17 protein-coding genes are annotated in these 14,935 nt (G+C 68.2%); 9 read left to right on the top strand and 8 right to left on the bottom strand.

From position 1 onward, the window contains the following. Both Afe05nite_RS37850 and Afe05nite_RS37845 read left to right on the top strand, forming a co-directional pair. Positions 1-524 (top strand): nucleotidyl cyclase domain-containing protein (locus Afe05nite_RS37850; protein ID WP_203822132.1); only part of this gene is annotated, 524 nt, incomplete at its 5' end. Between the two features lie 21 nt (positions 525-545). Beyond that, entirely contained in the window at positions 546-971 is a 426-nt protein-coding gene (locus tag Afe05nite_RS37845; protein ID WP_239118502.1) for a DUF3307 domain-containing protein, read from the top strand. 615 nt (positions 972-1,586) lie between these two features. Here Afe05nite_RS37845 and Afe05nite_RS37840 read toward each other — a convergent pair. After that, a complete protein-coding gene (locus Afe05nite_RS37840) occupies positions 1,587-2,321 on the bottom strand; it encodes an SDR family NAD(P)-dependent oxidoreductase (protein ID WP_203822130.1) in 735 nt (244 codons plus the stop codon). Between the two features lie 95 nt (positions 2,322-2,416). On the opposite strand from Afe05nite_RS37840, the gene Afe05nite_RS37835 reads away from it, so the two are divergent. Together Afe05nite_RS37835 and Afe05nite_RS37830 are read left to right on the top strand one after the other, a co-directional pair. Beyond that, complete coding sequence (locus tag Afe05nite_RS37835) at positions 2,417-3,028, top strand: TetR/AcrR family transcriptional regulator (protein ID WP_239118501.1); 612 nt, start codon at positions 2,417-2,419, stop codon at positions 3,026-3,028. Between the two features lie 38 nt (positions 3,029-3,066). Continuing rightward, complete coding sequence (locus Afe05nite_RS37830) at positions 3,067-3,393, top strand: glyoxalase superfamily protein (protein WP_203822128.1); 327 nt, start codon at positions 3,067-3,069, stop codon at positions 3,391-3,393. A gap of 15 nt (positions 3,394-3,408) precedes the next feature. Here the strand turns inward: Afe05nite_RS37830 and Afe05nite_RS37825 are convergent, their stop codons facing one another. From Afe05nite_RS37825 to Afe05nite_RS37805, 5 genes are all read right to left on the bottom strand, one after another. Next, entirely contained in the window at positions 3,409-4,479 is a 1,071-nt protein-coding gene (locus tag Afe05nite_RS37825) for a hypothetical protein (RefSeq protein ID WP_203822127.1), read from the bottom strand. Between the two features lie 41 nt (positions 4,480-4,520). Continuing rightward, positions 4,521-4,862, bottom strand: a complete 342-nt coding sequence (locus Afe05nite_RS37820) for a PadR family transcriptional regulator (RefSeq protein ID WP_203822126.1) — start codon at positions 4,860-4,862, stop codon at positions 4,521-4,523. A gap of 28 nt (positions 4,863-4,890) precedes the next feature. Beyond that, the gene (locus Afe05nite_RS37815) at positions 4,891-5,739 is read right to left on the bottom strand and encodes an NAD(P)H-binding protein (RefSeq protein WP_203822125.1); all 849 of its coding nucleotides are present in this window, start codon (positions 5,737-5,739) and stop codon (positions 4,891-4,893) included. A gap of 109 nt (positions 5,740-5,848) precedes the next feature. Further along, positions 5,849-6,484, bottom strand: coding sequence for an SDR family oxidoreductase (locus Afe05nite_RS37810; RefSeq protein ID WP_203822124.1), 636 nt, complete (start codon positions 6,482-6,484; stop codon positions 5,849-5,851). Positions 6,485-6,506: 22 nt separating this feature from the next. After that, on the bottom strand, positions 6,507-7,457 hold the full coding sequence (locus Afe05nite_RS37805; protein ID WP_203822123.1) for an RNA polymerase subunit sigma-70: 951 nt from the start codon (positions 7,455-7,457) through the stop codon (positions 6,507-6,509). An 86-nt stretch (positions 7,458-7,543) separates the two neighbouring features. Here Afe05nite_RS37805 and Afe05nite_RS37800 point away from each other — a divergent pair, with 86 nt between their 5' ends. From Afe05nite_RS37800 to Afe05nite_RS37780, 5 genes are read left to right on the top strand one after another with little or no spacing between them, the layout of a single operon-like run. Beyond that, complete coding sequence (locus tag Afe05nite_RS37800; RefSeq protein ID WP_203822122.1) at positions 7,544-8,143, top strand: YciI family protein; 600 nt, start codon at positions 7,544-7,546, stop codon at positions 8,141-8,143. Further along, a complete protein-coding gene (locus Afe05nite_RS37795; protein WP_203822121.1) occupies positions 8,140-8,835 on the top strand; it encodes a hypothetical protein in 696 nt (231 codons plus the stop codon). Before Afe05nite_RS37800 ends, Afe05nite_RS37795 begins: the two co-directional genes overlap by 4 nt. A gap of 2 nt (positions 8,836-8,837) precedes the next feature. Next, positions 8,838-9,887, top strand: coding sequence for a class I SAM-dependent DNA methyltransferase (locus Afe05nite_RS37790; protein WP_203822120.1), 1,050 nt, complete (start codon positions 8,838-8,840; stop codon positions 9,885-9,887). Between the two features lie 52 nt (positions 9,888-9,939). After that, on the top strand, positions 9,940-10,623 hold the full coding sequence (locus Afe05nite_RS37785) for a tetratricopeptide repeat protein (RefSeq protein ID WP_203822119.1): 684 nt from the start codon (positions 9,940-9,942) through the stop codon (positions 10,621-10,623). Continuing rightward, positions 10,623-11,795 (top strand): macro domain-containing protein, encoded by a 1,173-nt coding sequence (locus Afe05nite_RS37780; protein ID WP_203822118.1) that lies wholly within the window; start codon positions 10,623-10,625, stop codon positions 11,793-11,795. Before Afe05nite_RS37785 ends, Afe05nite_RS37780 begins: the two co-directional genes overlap by 1 nt. 61 nt (positions 11,796-11,856) lie before the next feature. On the opposite strand, the gene Afe05nite_RS37775 is transcribed toward Afe05nite_RS37780, so the two are convergent. Together Afe05nite_RS37775 and Afe05nite_RS37770 are read right to left on the bottom strand one after the other, a co-directional pair. Further along, positions 11,857-12,969 carry a glycoside hydrolase family 11 protein gene (locus tag Afe05nite_RS37775; RefSeq protein WP_203822117.1) on the bottom strand — a complete coding sequence of 371 codons (1,113 nt, stop codon included), beginning with the start codon at positions 12,967-12,969 and terminating at the stop codon, positions 11,857-11,859. 102 nt (positions 12,970-13,071) lie between these two features. After that, a complete protein-coding gene (locus Afe05nite_RS37770; protein ID WP_239118503.1) occupies positions 13,072-14,682 on the bottom strand; it encodes a methyl-accepting chemotaxis protein in 1,611 nt (536 codons plus the stop codon). Positions 14,683-14,935 lie beyond the last annotated feature (253 nt).

Raw genomic sequence — 14,935 nt, 5'->3', positions numbered from 1 at the left:
CGTACCGTGGCGTGGAGCGTGGGGTGCTCTTGACCGTGACCGACCTTGTGGGCTTGACGCAGGAAGCGGCAACCATGCCGCTGACCGTTCTTAACCGGGCCCTACAGGACTGGGTCGATCTGCATCGGGCTGCCCTGCGGGAGAGCGCAGGGCGACTCCGCGCGATAGCGGGCGACAACGTGATCTCGACGCACACCTCGGCTGACGCCGCCGTCGACTTCCTGATGTCCCTCCAACGCTTGGTCACCGCTTATAACACCGACCCGGAGAAAGTGGGCCGGCGAGTCGCGTACACAGCGGTCATAAATCGTGGCGACCTCTTCGTCCCGGACTACGGGGTGGCTGGTCCGTTAGTCAGCGGAGCCTTTCGGATGCTCGGTTCGATTCCTGCCGGGGCGAAGGTCATCAGCCAGGCCGTCTTCAGGTCACTCACCCGGAACCAGGACCTGTTCGACGCGGAGGGAACGTCCCTCGCGGCGACACCCGGTGAACAGCGGTTCCATTCACTGAGGATCAAGCAGTGAAACTGCGACAGAATGGACCCCATGTCCGCTGAGGCCGTCACCTTCGCTGCGTCGATAGCCACCCTGTCGGTTGCGCATCAGCTAGGTGACCATATCTTCCAGAGAGATCTGGAGGCCGCGCACAAGGCTGATGCCGGATGGTCCGGCTGGCGGCGCATGGCAGTCCACGTCGGTGTCTATCACCTGGTCGCAACCATAATGCTCCTGGTTACCGCCGTCGTCCTAGACCTCAGGTTGTCTGTCGCCGGTGTCGTTGTCGGTCTAGCTTTCTCCGCCGCCTCCCATGCTCTAATCGACAGGCGGTGGCCGGTGCGATGGATTCTCCAGCACCTGGAAGCGCCCGCGTTCGCCGAGCGGCAGGTACCCGTCAGCGGGATGTACCTGGCGGATCAGGCTCTGCACTTAGGTGGGCTGTGGGTGTCCGCGCTGCTCATCGCCTGTCTCTGAGACGCCCCTCAACCGCCTATGAGTGACTAACTGGGGACGATGGGACAAGGCAACGCCTGACGACTATGGACAGTTGTGGACCGCGTACGCAGCTCCAAATACGTCCAGACATCGCTCACGCAGTCATGATTGCTCCTTGGCACGAGAGAAGAGGTTGCTGGTTCGACCCCTGCGTCGCCCGCGAGAACCTAGGCGCCATCTGTCCCCGTAGAGCGCGTGTCGCGAGCGTTCGTTATTTCTGCCCGGAGGGCTGAGTCCCTGAGCCCAACGGTGCGGTGGTTGCGTTCGGCTACATGCTGTTGAGCCGGCGCGGCAACGCTTGACTGGTCTCGCGGCTATTGCTGTTCGTTCTCTTGAATTTCGGTCCGGCGATCGGCTCGGGGAAATCCGCTTGGTCTAACAAGACGGCGACGCAAGGTCGCGTGACGCCGAGGGGGTGTGGTGGGGCGGACTGATCGATGTCGCCACCTTCGACCGTCTCCGACTCGACGCGTGCCGTCATGCTCTCGGTTAGCCGGTTCGGCTGCCCGAACGAGATGGGCCCACGCCGTGCCTATCCCGGCCGCGGAAGACCAGTTCAATGCGGTGGGGCCGCCTCGGCGACCCCACCGTCTTTCAGGCCGCCGTGCGGCCGGCGTCGACGGCGACCGTTGCGCCCGTCATGAATCCGGAGCGGTCCGAGGCCAGGAAGGCGATGACCTCCGCGATCTCCCCCGGCGCTGCGAGCCGCTTCAGCAGGGTGGTGGACGCTACCTGCGCGGCGCCTTCCTCGCCCATGGCTGTCATTACCATGTCGGTGCGGGTCGGGCCCGGTGAGACCGTGTTCACCCGAACCCCGGCCGGGCTGAATTCCGCCGCCCAGGTGCGGGTGAGTGCCTCCAGCGCGCCCTTGGTCGCGCTGTAGGTCGACAGGCCCGGCATCCCGACGCGGGCCGCCATCGTGCTGACATTGATGATGCTTCCCGCGCCCTTGGCCACCATCGCCGGAGCCAGCGTCGCGGTCAGCAGGTACGGCGCCCGTACGTTCGCCGCGAACGCCTCGTCCAGCCCGGCAACCGTCTGCTCGGCTGTCGGCGCGATCGGGAACAGGGCGGCGTTGTTGACCAGAACATCGACGTCGCCGGCCGCCGCGGCCAACTTGCGCAGTGATTCCACCTCGGTCAGATCGGCGGAGACGAACCGGGCCACGCCGCCCGCCTCGACGATCTCCTTGACCAGCGACGCACCGCGCTGCGGGTCACGGCCGGACGCGATGACCTGAGCGCCCCGCGACGCCAGCAGTCGAGCGGTTGCCCCGCCGATGCCGCCGGTGGCGCCGGTGATGAGTGCGATCTTCCCAGTGAGTTCCACGGACGGACCCTTCCTCGAAAGCGATTGGATCACGTGCTCCACAATCACGGGCAAAAAATGGATCGTCCAATCCAAAACGGGGTAGTGTGTCCCGCGTGACAGGGAAACGGCTCACCGCCAAGGGCGAAGCAACCCGCCGCCGGATCGTCGCGGCGGCCGCCCAACTCATGTACGAGCAAGGCATCACCGCCACGACCATGGAGGACGTCCGGGTCGCGACCGGCGCCAGCAGCTCGCAGATCTACCACTACTTCGCCGACAAGCAGGCCCTCCTGCTGGCCGTGATCGACTATCAGACCGAGGCGGTCCTCGATCTGCAGGCACCACACCTCGACCACCTCGACACGATCACCGGCCTCCGCGCCTGGCGCGACCTGCTGGTGGAAAACCAGAAACGACTGCAATGCCGCGGCGGCTGCCCGATCGGAACGCTCGGCAGCCAAACCGCCGAAACCAACCCCGAAGCCCGGCTCGCCGTCGCCTCCGGCTACCTGCGCTGGGAAAACGCGATCCGCGCCGGCCTCACCACCATGCACAGCCGCGGAAATTTGACCGGGAACCCCGACGACCTGGCCTTGGCGTTACTCACCGCGCTGCAGGGCGGGCTGCTCATGACCCAGATCCACCGCAACGTACGACCACTGGAAGTCGCCCTGGATACCGTTCTGGATCACATCGCGTCACTGTCCGGTGGATCGCGTGAGTAGATGGCGCAGCCCCGCTCTTCGCTGCCAGGATCGAGCGCATGGACGAGAAGATCACGCCGATCCTTCGGGTGGACGACGCTCATGTCTCGGCGGGCTGGTACGCCCGACTGGGTTTTGTCAGGCAGTGGGAGCACCGTTTCGAGCCGGGCTTTCCGTTGTTCCTCAGCATCGCGCGGGGACCGATGCAGATCTTCCTGTCGGAGCATCGCGACGACGCCCGGCCCGACACACTCCTGTACCTCAACGTCAGTGATCTCGAGGCAGTGGCCACCGAGTTCGGGGTCGCCCTGCGGGAGGCCCCTTGGGGACCCGAGATCCACTTGCTGGATCCGGACGGAAATCGTCTCCGGATAGGGCGCACCTGAGCACCCGGCTTGCACTCAGGCTGTGGTGGGGGTGCGGACGGTCGCTCGCTGGGGCCAGACGCAGCAGACGACGATCGCGAGGATCGGGAGCAGCGACAGGATGGCGAGCGGCTCGGCTCCGAAGAACACGAAACCGCCCCAGTACACCGACGGGCCGTGGCCGTTGCGGTTGGTGTTGGCCAGCAGGGAGCCGGTGGAGGTGGGGATGTTGCCCAGGCAGGCCGGCGCCAGCATCAGCAGGGTGGCAAGGCAGAGTCTTGCGTACGCCCGCTGCCGGCCGGGACCGTAGCGGCGCATCCGCTTCGAGGTGTACAGCCCGAACAGGGCGCCGAGCAGAGCGCCGGCCAGGCCGCCGAGGACGGTGTCGCGCAGTTGGCCGGACGGCTCGGCCCACATCAGGTCGAAATTCAGGGCGGACGGGGTGGATTCGGCCACGGTGATCTGCACTGCGGCGAGATAGCCGGTGCGCGTGCCGGTCACCTCGGCGAACTCGCCGGGCGCGGTCGACGGACCGATGTGGCGGACCACGGTGCGCACGTCCTGCCAGCCGTGTGCGCGCATCTGCCGGGTGACGGCGGCGGCGACCTGCTCCACGCCGGTCTGCGGGGGCATCATGCCGGTCACACTCGTACGGCCGGCACGTACGCCGGTTCCGCCCTGCAAAGTGTTCTCGCTGTACGGGTTCCAGAAGGTGTGCCGCCCGTACTGGTAGGCCTGGTTGTCGAAGGGGACCGGCAGCACCGTGGGGGCAAGGCTGATCGCTGTGCTCCGGTCCGGCGTCATCGGGTCCACGTCCCGCCAGGACAGCCACGAGCCGAGCGCGATCCCGCTCAGCCCACCGAGCACGGCCGCGACGGCCGCGATGACGAACGCTCTGCGCCCGAACTCGGCGAGACGTCGGCCGAGACCATGCCCCAGCAGCAGCGCGGCCTCCCGCGGGGCCGGCCGCGAGCGGCCGGGATCAGCGGCGTCGAGCAGGGTCGCGAGAATCTCCGGACCACGCTCCCGCCGGTACGGTCGGGGGTAGGCCAACAGCCACCGCCGGTACCTGCGGGCCAGCCGCGCGGTACGGATGTCGTCGGGCATGTTGATCCCTTCCGGGGTCGGCGACGGCACCGTGGGCCGATTCACGCGGTGCGGGGAGCGCGGGCGGGCCGGGCTCCGCTCAACCGTCGGGTGACCATCCGCGCGTCGCGGCGCATCTGCTCGGCCTCGGCGGCCAGTGCGGCGATGCCCGGCTCGGTCAGCCGGTAGTAGCGGCGGAGCCGGCCGTCGACGGTCTCCTCCCGGTCGACCTCGACGAGGCCTTCGTCGTCGAGCCGGTCGAGTGCCGCGTACAACGTGCCGGCGGCGAGGCGTGTCCGGTCCGCCGACAGCCGCGCTACTTCCTTGATCACCGCGTACCCGTGCAGGGGGGCCGGAGCGAGCGCCGACAGGATCAGAAAGCTCGGTCGCCGCATGCTCGCCATGGCCGCGAATATACAGTTGATCGTCCTATCAGTGAACCCGGGCGTCGATGAAGTCGGCGTGGTGATCGCGGGCCCACTGGCGCAGGGTGCGGCCGGCTCGCCCGGTCAGCTCGCGCACGCCGGACCTGACCCGGTCGGGCTCGGCCACTGTGTCCGACCAGTAGTCGAGCAGCATGGCGAGGATGTCCTCGGGGATGAACCGGCCGACGTCCGTGCGGAACTCGTCCGGGCTGATCTCGACGAGCGAGATGTCGCGGCCGACGGCGGCGACCTGCTCGGTCCGGGTGAGGGCCCGCGGGCCGGTCAGCGGGTAGATCCGGGCTCGGTGCCCGTCCTGCAACAGCGCGGCGGCAGCAGCGTCGGCTACGTCGGCCTCGTGGATCGGGGCCTGGGCGGATCTGAGGTACGGGGCCCGGACGGGCAGGCCGGCTTTGATCGGCCGGGCCCACGAGAGCAGGTTGTTGGCGAAGGTGCCGGGGCGCAGGATCGTCCAGTCGGTGGCCCGGGTGGTCACGGCCCGCTCGACAGCTGCATGGTGGCGGTTGCTGACCGACCCGAGGTCGCGGGGGAATTCGCCGGCGGCGGCGAGGGAGGACAGCACGACGAAGGTACGGACCCCGCCGGCGATCGCGGCCGTGACGAGTTCGTCGACACCCTGCTCGACCGGGAAGACGAACATCCGTTCCACGCCGTCGAACAGGTCCGCGGTGATCGTCGAAGGATCAGCGAGGTCGGCACCGACCACCTCGACGCCGTCGGGCAGCCTCGCGTCCGCCGGCTTGCGACTGACCGCGCGCACTCGTGCGTCGCCGTCGAGCAGAGCGTCGACCAGGTGACGCCCAACCGCGCCGGTGGCTCCGGTGACCAGAATCGGCATGGTGATCCACTTCTCTTCGCAGCCATGGCCGATGTCCCCGGCCCGCCGCGACGCTATGGCCCGGGTGGAGCTGCGCGGTCGGCGCCGCGCAGCTCCCTCCGGCCACGGGCTACAACGCTCGGAAGCCGTCGCCCTCCCACACGTAGGCGGCCGAGTCGGTGGGTAGCGTGAGGACGGCGGCGCCCACGGCGTCCGGGTCCGGGCCGCCTCGCCGGCCGTACGCGGCCATCGCGATCTCCCCGACCCCCGTGCCCGGGGTGATCGTCGGCAGCACCGTGGTCATCGTGATGCCGAGATTCCTGGCCTCGGCCGCCGCGTAACCCGTGATCATGCGAATGGTGGCCTTCGCGCCGGCGTAGCCGCCGCTGAGCGGTGAAGCACCCAGCAGTTCGGCGGCGCTGCCGAACACGATCACCCGGGAGCCGGGCGCCAGGGGCAGGCGCATCGCGGCGCGCAGCCAGCCGAAGGCGATCCGTACGTCGGTGTTCCAGTTGGTGGCGAACGTCTCCCAGGTGTGCTCGGTCAGCGGCCGCATCACCGGCACCGCCCCGGCCGTGACCACCAGCAGGTCGGGTCGGTGTTCGGCCAGGACCTTGTCGGCGAACGCCTCGTCGGTGGCGTCGCCCGCGACCGGACCGGAGCGGGCCACGGCGGTCACTCGCGCGCCGGCCGTGCGGGCCGCGTCGGCCACGGCCCGGCCCAGGCCGCGGCTGCCGCCGACCACCATGACGTTTTTCTGTTCCATCGGTTCCTCCACTGCATCGGTTTCAGTGGTGGAGATCCGGCTCGGCGGCGAGACTCACCGGCTGCCCGAAAATCGGGAAGAGTTCCGGCTGCAGGAAGATGTGGATGTGCCGGATTCCGTCCGGGTCCACGTCGAGCACCTGGATCGCGTGGGCGTGCGTCCCGGCGTAGAGCGCGAGGGTCGGCTGTCCGTTCGCCGGCGGGGTCACCGGGTGCACCGTGAACCAGCCACTGCGCCGCAGCACGCGGGTGTCCAGGAAGCCGAGCACCGCGTCCCGCCCGGCGAACCAGGTGGCGTGCGGCGGCATCTCCAAGGTCACGTCGGCCCGCAGGACAGCGGCCAGGGCGCGTACATCAGCCTGCTCGAACGCTGTCACGTAGCGAAGCAATCGGGTTTTGATCTCGGGGTTCTCGGGGTCGCTCAGGGCGGCCGGGTCGGGCGCCTCCCGCGCCATGCGTTCCCGGGCCCGCAGCAGAGCGCTGTTGACCGCGACCGTCGTCGTGCCCAGCGCCGCCGCCACCTCGTCGGCCGGCAGTTCGGCGACGTCCCGCAGGATCAGCGCTGCCCGCTGCCGCGCGGGCAGGTGCTGCAACGCCGCGACGAAGGCCAGCCGGACGCTCTCCCGCTCGCCGGACACCGCCGCCGGGTCCACCGGCAGCGGACCCACCCAGCGCGTCCCCGCGCTTGCGGACCGCGCCGGCCGGTGCCACTCCAGCTCCGGTTCGCCCAGACCGGCGGGCAGCACCCGGCGTGCCCGCTGCTCGACGAAACGCAGGCAGACGTTGGTGGCGATGCGGTACAGCCAGGTCCGCACCGACGAGCGGCCCTCGAACTGGTCGAACCCGCGCCACGCCCGCAGGAACGTCTCCTGCACGGCGTCCTCCGCGTCCGCCGCCGAGCCGAGCATCCGGTAGCAGTGCACCAGGATCTCCGGTCGCAGCGGCCCGGCGGCCTCGGTGAAATCCATGTCCATGCGCAGACCTCCTTCACCCGTACCGATCCGGCCGCGCCCCGGAAATCACCGGCCCGCCACCCGGTGGATGCGATTAGCCTCCTCGGGTGGACTACTTCTTCTACGGCCGGGACCGGGACGGTGCCGGGGAACTGCGTTGGCAACTCGTCGAGGAACACTGGTCGTTCATGGACCGTTTCGCGGACGGGATGATCGCGCGCGGCCCGACACTGACCGACGACCTCGACCGGGCCACCGGCAGCGTGCACATCGTGGACCTGCCCGACGCCGAGAGCGCGCGCGTCTTCGCCTTCGAGGAGCCCAACTATCTTGCCGGGATCTACCGCCACGTCCTGGTCCGGCGCTTCGTCGACCTGCTGGGCCGCACCATGTGGGACTTCCCGGGCGGCCGGGACGACGACGGTCGCCGCCACCTGATCCTGGCCCACGCGAAGCCGCTGACGGACTGGCCCGGAGCCGAGCGGACGGAGCCGATCCTGGAGCGCGACCAGCTCATCGCCTTCGGGCGGCTGCTCTCCGAGAACGGCGAGGACTGGGAAGGCATCGCCGCGATCGGCGAGTTCCCCGACCCGGAGGCTGTTCGCGCCCGGTTCGCCGCGACCGGCGCCTACGAGAAGATCGAGGTGCTTCCCTGGACCTTCGGCGGCCGCCGTCCGGTAGCGGCGGCGGTAGATTCAAGTCTGTGACTTTGCCTGCGGGTGGCGCGAGGCACTGCGCCGTTTTCATGCCGATGCTTGCCGGCTTCGAGGAGGCTCGGGCCGGCGTGCGGCGCGGAGTTCGAGCCGGCGGTGCCGTCATGCTCCGCCTCGAGGAGCTGCTGCCCGACGTCGAGTGGCAATTGTGGCTGATCAGCACTCTTCGGCAGGCCACCGCCGCTGTCGTCGACATCACGGACCACAATGCCTTCGTCATGTACGAGCTTGGGCTCGCTCACGCTCATCGGCTTCCCACGCTGTTGATCGTCGACTCCCGCAACGAGCGGGTGACGCCCACCGTCCTCGGCACGCCCTTCCTGCCGTACGACGTCGACGATCTCGGGTGGTTCGAGAAGCAGCTCGCCTCGGCCGTCTCGCGGCTGTCGACCGGGTCGGTCTTCTCGCCCTCCTACGAACAGGCGCTGTCACTCGCGACGAAGTTCTCGGCCACCACCGGTCAGGCGGTGGACACCGTCTCGCGGCGGGAGTTCGCAACCCGGCTCGACGTCGCCACCGGGCGGGGTGACCTTCCTCGCCGGCCGGTCGGGGTCGGTGACGCGGGACCCACCGGTGCGGGTGCGGCGCTCCATCTTCTCGCCCGGGTCGTCAAGAACGCCGACGACGTCCGCCTCATGCGGTCGCTGTGGGACTGGTCGACCCGCGTCGACATCCAGCGTGCGTGAGCATGTCGAGCTCACCGCAGGTGTATGACCTGCTCGTCGACCACGCGTCGACCGACGGCGTGGTTGCCGCCGCGTTCGCGGACCGGCTGCGCCACGCGGGGATGCGCCTCTGGCTGCCGGGGCTCAGCACCGCCGACGCGACCCTTCCCGGCACGGAAGTCGAGTCGGCCCTGCCTTCCTCGCGCGCGGCCGTTCACCTGGTCGGCGCCTCGGTGCCGGCATCGGAAGTGCTCGCACCTCGGCCGATCGTGGTGCTGGCGCCGGGGTCGCCGGTCTCACCCCGAGTGGTCGGTCGGTCCGTCCCGGACGGGATCGTGGTTGATTTCCGCGACGGCTTCGACGTTGCCCGACGCTGGTCGGAGCTGGCGGCGGCGATGCCTGCTCGATCCGGCCCGCCGCTGCACCATGCCGCGTTGAAGGACCGGACCGCGGCCTCCTACGACCGGATCGCCGAGAAATTCGCCGCTCGCTGGTTCGACCATCCACCCGTGCGTCCCCTGGAGATGTTCGCCGGTCATCTGCCGCGGTCCGCGCGTGTCCTGGATGCCGGGTGCGGACCCGGACATCATGCGAAGTGGTTCGCCGAACGGGGCCACGACGTCGTCGGAGTGGACATTTCCCAGGGCATGCTGCGCATCGCGCGCGCCCGAGTGCCCACCGCCGCCTTTCTCCGGATGGACATCCAGAACCTGCGGTTTCCCGCCGCCACCTTCGACGGGATCTGGTGCGCCGGTGCGGCCATGCATGTTCCGCGCGAGGAGATCGTGGCTGTCTTCCGCGGCTTCCGGCGGCTGATCCGGCCCGGCGGGGTCGTCGGCATCAACATGCAGATCGACCGGCGGAGCGAGATCGTGAAGTACGACGGCGACGTCCGGTTCTTCGAGTACTACCGCAGCCATGCCGAGCTCACCCGGCTCGCCGCCCGGGCCGGGCTCGACGTGGTGGCCGTCGATGTGGGCGTGACGAACCGCAATACGCATGGCTTGGACATGCTGCTGACCTGGGCCACTTTGGTCGCCGTTCGTGCGCTTCCGCGACCACCTGGCCTGTAGTAGATTGACGGAATTCGCCCATCGAGGCCCCACTCCTCCACCATGTGAGCACATGATGAATCAGGAACAGCTCGATGATCGCCTCGGCGAGTCCGCTGCTCTGATCGCTGCCGGTGACTTCACCCGAGCGCGGACTCTGCTGGTTGAAATCACTTCGATCTTCCCGGGCTCGGCCGAAGCGTGGAAGAGCCTGGGAGTGGCGGCGGAAAAGCTTGGTGATCCGCTGGTGGCCGAACGGCACCTGAAGCATTCGCTGGAGCTCGATGAGGCGGACGGCGACGCCTGGTCGGTGCTCGGTGGTTTGTATTTTTACGATTTGGGCCGGCACGAAGATGCGCTCAGGTGTTTCCGGGCAGGTCTCGCCATCGACCCGGCCGACACCTACCCGCTGATGAACTATCTCACCGTCGAGGCCGTCCGCAGCGGGGGTGACTCACTGTTGCGAGATCACGGTGTCGCGCTGAAGGAAAGCGAAACGCGCTGCATCGACCAGATCGAACAGGGCGTCAACCTGCCGTGGTGCCATTTCGATCTCGGTCAGGCGCTGTTCTTCCAGGGGCGACATGAAGAATGCCGGTCGGTTCTGCAGGCGGCTTTCGGGCACGCCGGCAGCTGGCAGGTCACGTCCGCGAGCTTGCCCTACGAGCGACTGAGCGGAACCGCCGAGTTCGCGGCTCCGGCGCGCGCGGTTCTCGCCCTGTTCGCGGCAGCTCGGCCTGCCGAGACGACGACCTGATGCCGTCGGCCGACAGTCGGGCCTGTTTCGTCATAATGCCTTTCGGACAGAAGACCGACGTCGGTGGCCACCGCGTCGACTTCGACCACATCTACGACGATTTCATCGTTCCGACGATCACCGCCGCCGGGCTGACCAGCGAGCGCTGCGATCGCATCGACGAGGCCGGCAACATCCACCGGAGGATGTTCCAGTTGATCTGGGCGGCGGAGGTCGCTCTGGTCGACATCAGCCTGCTCAATCCGAACGTCTTCTACGAACTGGGGATCCGCCACGCACTGCACCGCTCGGTCACGATCCTGATCAGGCGCAAAGGCACCGGCGTTCCGTTCAATGTGTCGAACTTGGACGTGATCGAGTACGACGAGACCGATCCGAGCAGCCTCGCCGCCGCGCGCCAGAAGATCGTCAACTCGATCAAAGCCGGTTACGAGCGGGGGCACGTCGACAACTATGTCAGTGAAGTCCTCGACCTCAGCATCGCTGACATCCCGAAGCGCATCTCGGAGCGCCGGAAGTTCTGGTACAGCATCGACGGACTGGACACGAAGCGGCTCTGCGTCATCACCGGGGACCTGCGCAACATCCAGGGCATCGACATCTGGGTGAACTCCGAGAACACCAATATGCAGATGGCCCGCTACTACGATTTCTCGGTGTCCAGTGTGATCAGGTACGAAGGGGCCGAGCGGACAATCACCGGGCAGGTGAAGCAGGACCTGATAAACAACGAGCTGCAGGATCTGATGAACGGGGAGTACAGCGTTCCGCCGACGCACGTGATAGCCACGTCGCCCGGAATGCTCGAGTCGAAGAACGGTGTCAAGAAGGTTTTTCACGTGGCCGCCGTGGAAGGTGGGATCGGCCAGGGATACCGGGTTGTCGAATCGGTTGAGCGATGTGTGGTGAACGCCCTCAGGATGGCTGACTCCGCGGCCGGCGACGAGGAATGGCGGAGCATTCTCTTTCCGCTGCTCGGGATCGGCACTCGGCTCGCCTCGCCCCGCGAAACGGTGCGGTCGCTGATCGCCGCCGCCCACAGTTATTTGCGGGACTATCCACAGTCCCGCATCGAGGAAGTCTATTTTCTCGCCTGGAGTGAGGCGGAGCTCGAGCTCTGTCGCTCGGTCCTGGCCGGCGACCGCCGCGTCACGGCGGCGGCGGGCCGGTGAGCGGGCCGGACAAGCCGCCGGGCCGGCCTGGCGGCCGACCCGGCGGGGTGGAGCGATGTTGTCAGCTGCAGGCCGCCCCGTTGAGGGTGAAGCCGGTGGGGGCGGCGCTGTTTCCGCTGTGATTGGCCTGGAAGCCGATCGTGGTCGAGCCGCCGGGTGGGATGGCTCCGTTGTAGCCGGCGTTGGTCGCGGTCACCTGGCCGGAACTGGGGGAGAACGAGGCGTTCCAGCCGGACGTGATGGTCTGGCCGGAGCCCAGGTTGAACTTCAGGGACCAGCCGTTGATCGCCGTCGAGCCGGTGTTGGTGATCGTGATGTTGTCGGTCAGCCCGGAGTTCCAGGCGCTCACCGAGTTCGTCACCTTGCAGGCGCCCGCGGTGCCGCCGGGAGTCGTCGGCGGGGTCGACGGCGAGGTGGGCGGGGTCGACGGCGAGGTGGGCGGGGACGACGGCGAGGTGGGCGGTGAGGTGGGCGTGGTGGGCGACGTGCCCTCGCTCACGGTGATGTTGGAGCTTCCGCTGCTCTGGTAACCCTCGGTGGCGAGGATCTGGTAGTCGTGCTGGCCCAGGGTGAGACCCAGCCGCGACCACGCGTTGAAGTGGTTGGCGGTGGTGATCGTGCCGCCCGTACGGTGTTGCTGGCGCACGCTCCAGTACTGGTAGAACGTGGCGTTCCCGATGATCGACGGCTGGTTGACCCGCTGCGTGCGGTAGATGTCGTAGGTGCTGCCGTCGGTGGTCACCGAGCCCAGCCGGGTGGTTCCGGAGCTCGGGTTGTAGTTGCCGAAATTCTCGACGATGTAGTACTCGATGAGCGGGTTCGTCGTCCAGCCGTACAGCGCGAGGTAGCCGTTTCCGTTCGGGCTGAAGGAGCCCGAGTAGTTGACGGTGTGGCTCGAGCCCGGCTTCCAGCCCTTGCCGACGACGGTGTTGTTGATGCCGCTCCACTGGACGGAGTACGAGCCGCCGGCACCCAACTTCATGGTGACGTTGCCGTTGTCCTTCCAGTACGAGAAGAAGTAGCCGTTGTGCGTGCCGGTGAGGTTCGACGTGATCGTGCGGTCGGCCTCGGCGTGGGCGACGCCGGCCAGGTTGATCGAAGCGACAGCCAGCAGGACGACGCCGGCGGCGCAAATAAGGAGCCGGCGGAGCGAGGGGACGGTGGAGTCGTTCACGCGCGTGCACCTTCCTCTGAGAAGAATAGATGGAGGTGGATGCAAGCAGTATTGGGTGACGGTCAAAACGAGTCAACAAGTTACGGCCAAAACCCGTAACTTTCAGACCCGGAACTGACCGACCAGCGTACGCAAGCCGTTGCTCAGCGCGGCGAGCTCCTGGGTCGCCGCCTGGATGTCGATCACGCCGCTCGTGGTGTGCTGGGCGCCCGACGAGATGGTGGCGATGCTTGTCGCGATGTCCGCCGAACTCGTCGTCGACTCCCTGATCGTGCGGCTCATCTCGGTCGTGGTGGCGGTCTGCTCGGCCACCGCCTCGGTGATCTCCGACTGGAACGCCCCGAGCCGTGCCGTGATCTCCACGATCTCGCCTATCGACCCGGTGGCCGTCGCGGTGTCCTGCTGGATGCTCTGCACCTTCGCCACGATCGCGTCGGTGGCGCTCTCGGTCTCCTGGGCCAGCTCCTTGACCTCGCCGGCGACCACCGCGAAGCCCTTGCCCGACTCGCCCGCCCGGGCCGCCTCGATGGTCGCGTTGAGGGCCAGCAGGTTGGTCTGCTGGGCGATCGCGGTGATGGCCTTGACGATCTCGCCGATCTCCTGGCTGGAGCCGGCGAGTCGGCTGATCAACTCCTGGGTGGCCCGCGCCGCGGTCACGCTCTGCTCGCAGACCTGGCCGGCTTCGGCGGCGCTCCCGGCGATCCGGGCCAGCGAACCGCCCATCGCCGAGGTGCCGGCCGCGACCTTGCGTACGTTCGCGGCCACCTCGTCGGCGGCCAGCACCACTTCGCCGGACTGCCGGGACGTGGCCTTGGCGTCGACCATGATGTGGATCGCGGTGGCGGTCAGCCGCTCGCCGGCGTGCGCGACCGTCCCGGCGCCGGCGCCGATCTCGCGTACCGTCGCGGCGATCTTGTCGACGAACTTGTTGAACGAGCGGCTGAGATCGGTGAACTGGTCGTGCCCGGTGATCTCGAGTCGCCGGGTCAGGTCCCCCTCGCCCTCGGCGATGTCGGCCAGGCGCTCCTGCAACGCGCCGAGCGGCCGGATGATCGACAAAGCCATCACCACCGCGAGTACGGCCGAGGTGAGGACGGTCAGCAGACCCACCAGGGTGGCGACGTGGCCGGCCCGGTCGGCGGTGCGGTCGGCTCGGCTGTGCGCGACCTGCTCGTGCTTGCGCGCGCTGGTGAGCAGTCGGTCGACGCCACCGGCGATCACCGCGTACAGGTCGAGGCCGGGCCCGGCGACCAGGTCGTTGGCCCGGTCGACCTGGTCGGCGGTGCCGGCCCGGTAGGCGGCGATCACGACCGTGTCCATGTCCTTGAACTTCTCGAACGCCGTGCGGATCGTCACCACGTCGGCCTGCTCGGCCGGGGTCAGCGGCAGTGCCGCCGTCTCGGCCAGTTCCCGGTCGAACGCGGCGGTCGAGCTGAGGAAGGCGGACCGTTCCGGCGCCGAGTCGCGGGTGGCGCCGGTGGCCCCGCGCACGATGTTGAACGCATAGCCGGCCTGCCATCCGCTCACGTCGGTGACGCGGTACTTGAGCTGTTGGACAGCGTTCAGCTGGGCCTGGGACCGGGCCAGGGCCTCGGCCGTGGTCCGGGTGGTGTGCGCCGACCAGACGGCCGCGACCCACATCACGACCACGCACATCGCCAGGATCAGCGATCCTGCCACCAGTCGGGTGGTGACCCGCATTCGCCGGAGCATGCTCACGTCAGGTCACGCTATCGGTATGGATGCGGCTGAAACCGACTAATCGCCTAGAGGGCGGGTGCTGGAGCCAGAGAGCGGGTGCTGGAGCCAGAGAGCGGGTGCTGGAGCCAGAGAGCGGGTGTTGGAGGAGATGGCGCGAAGGCAAACACACTCCCCGCCACTTCTAACGTATATCGCACATGGGGGCTTGCGGCAAGACCCCGGTGGTGACGGAGAATCGTCGGCCTAGGTCTGAAATCTGCCTAAA

The organism is Paractinoplanes ferrugineus, from assembly GCF_016862195.1.
GTDB lineage: Bacteria > Actinomycetota > Actinomycetes > Mycobacteriales > Micromonosporaceae > Actinoplanes > Actinoplanes ferrugineus.
This window is presented reverse-complemented; position numbering and strand designations above follow the sequence as displayed.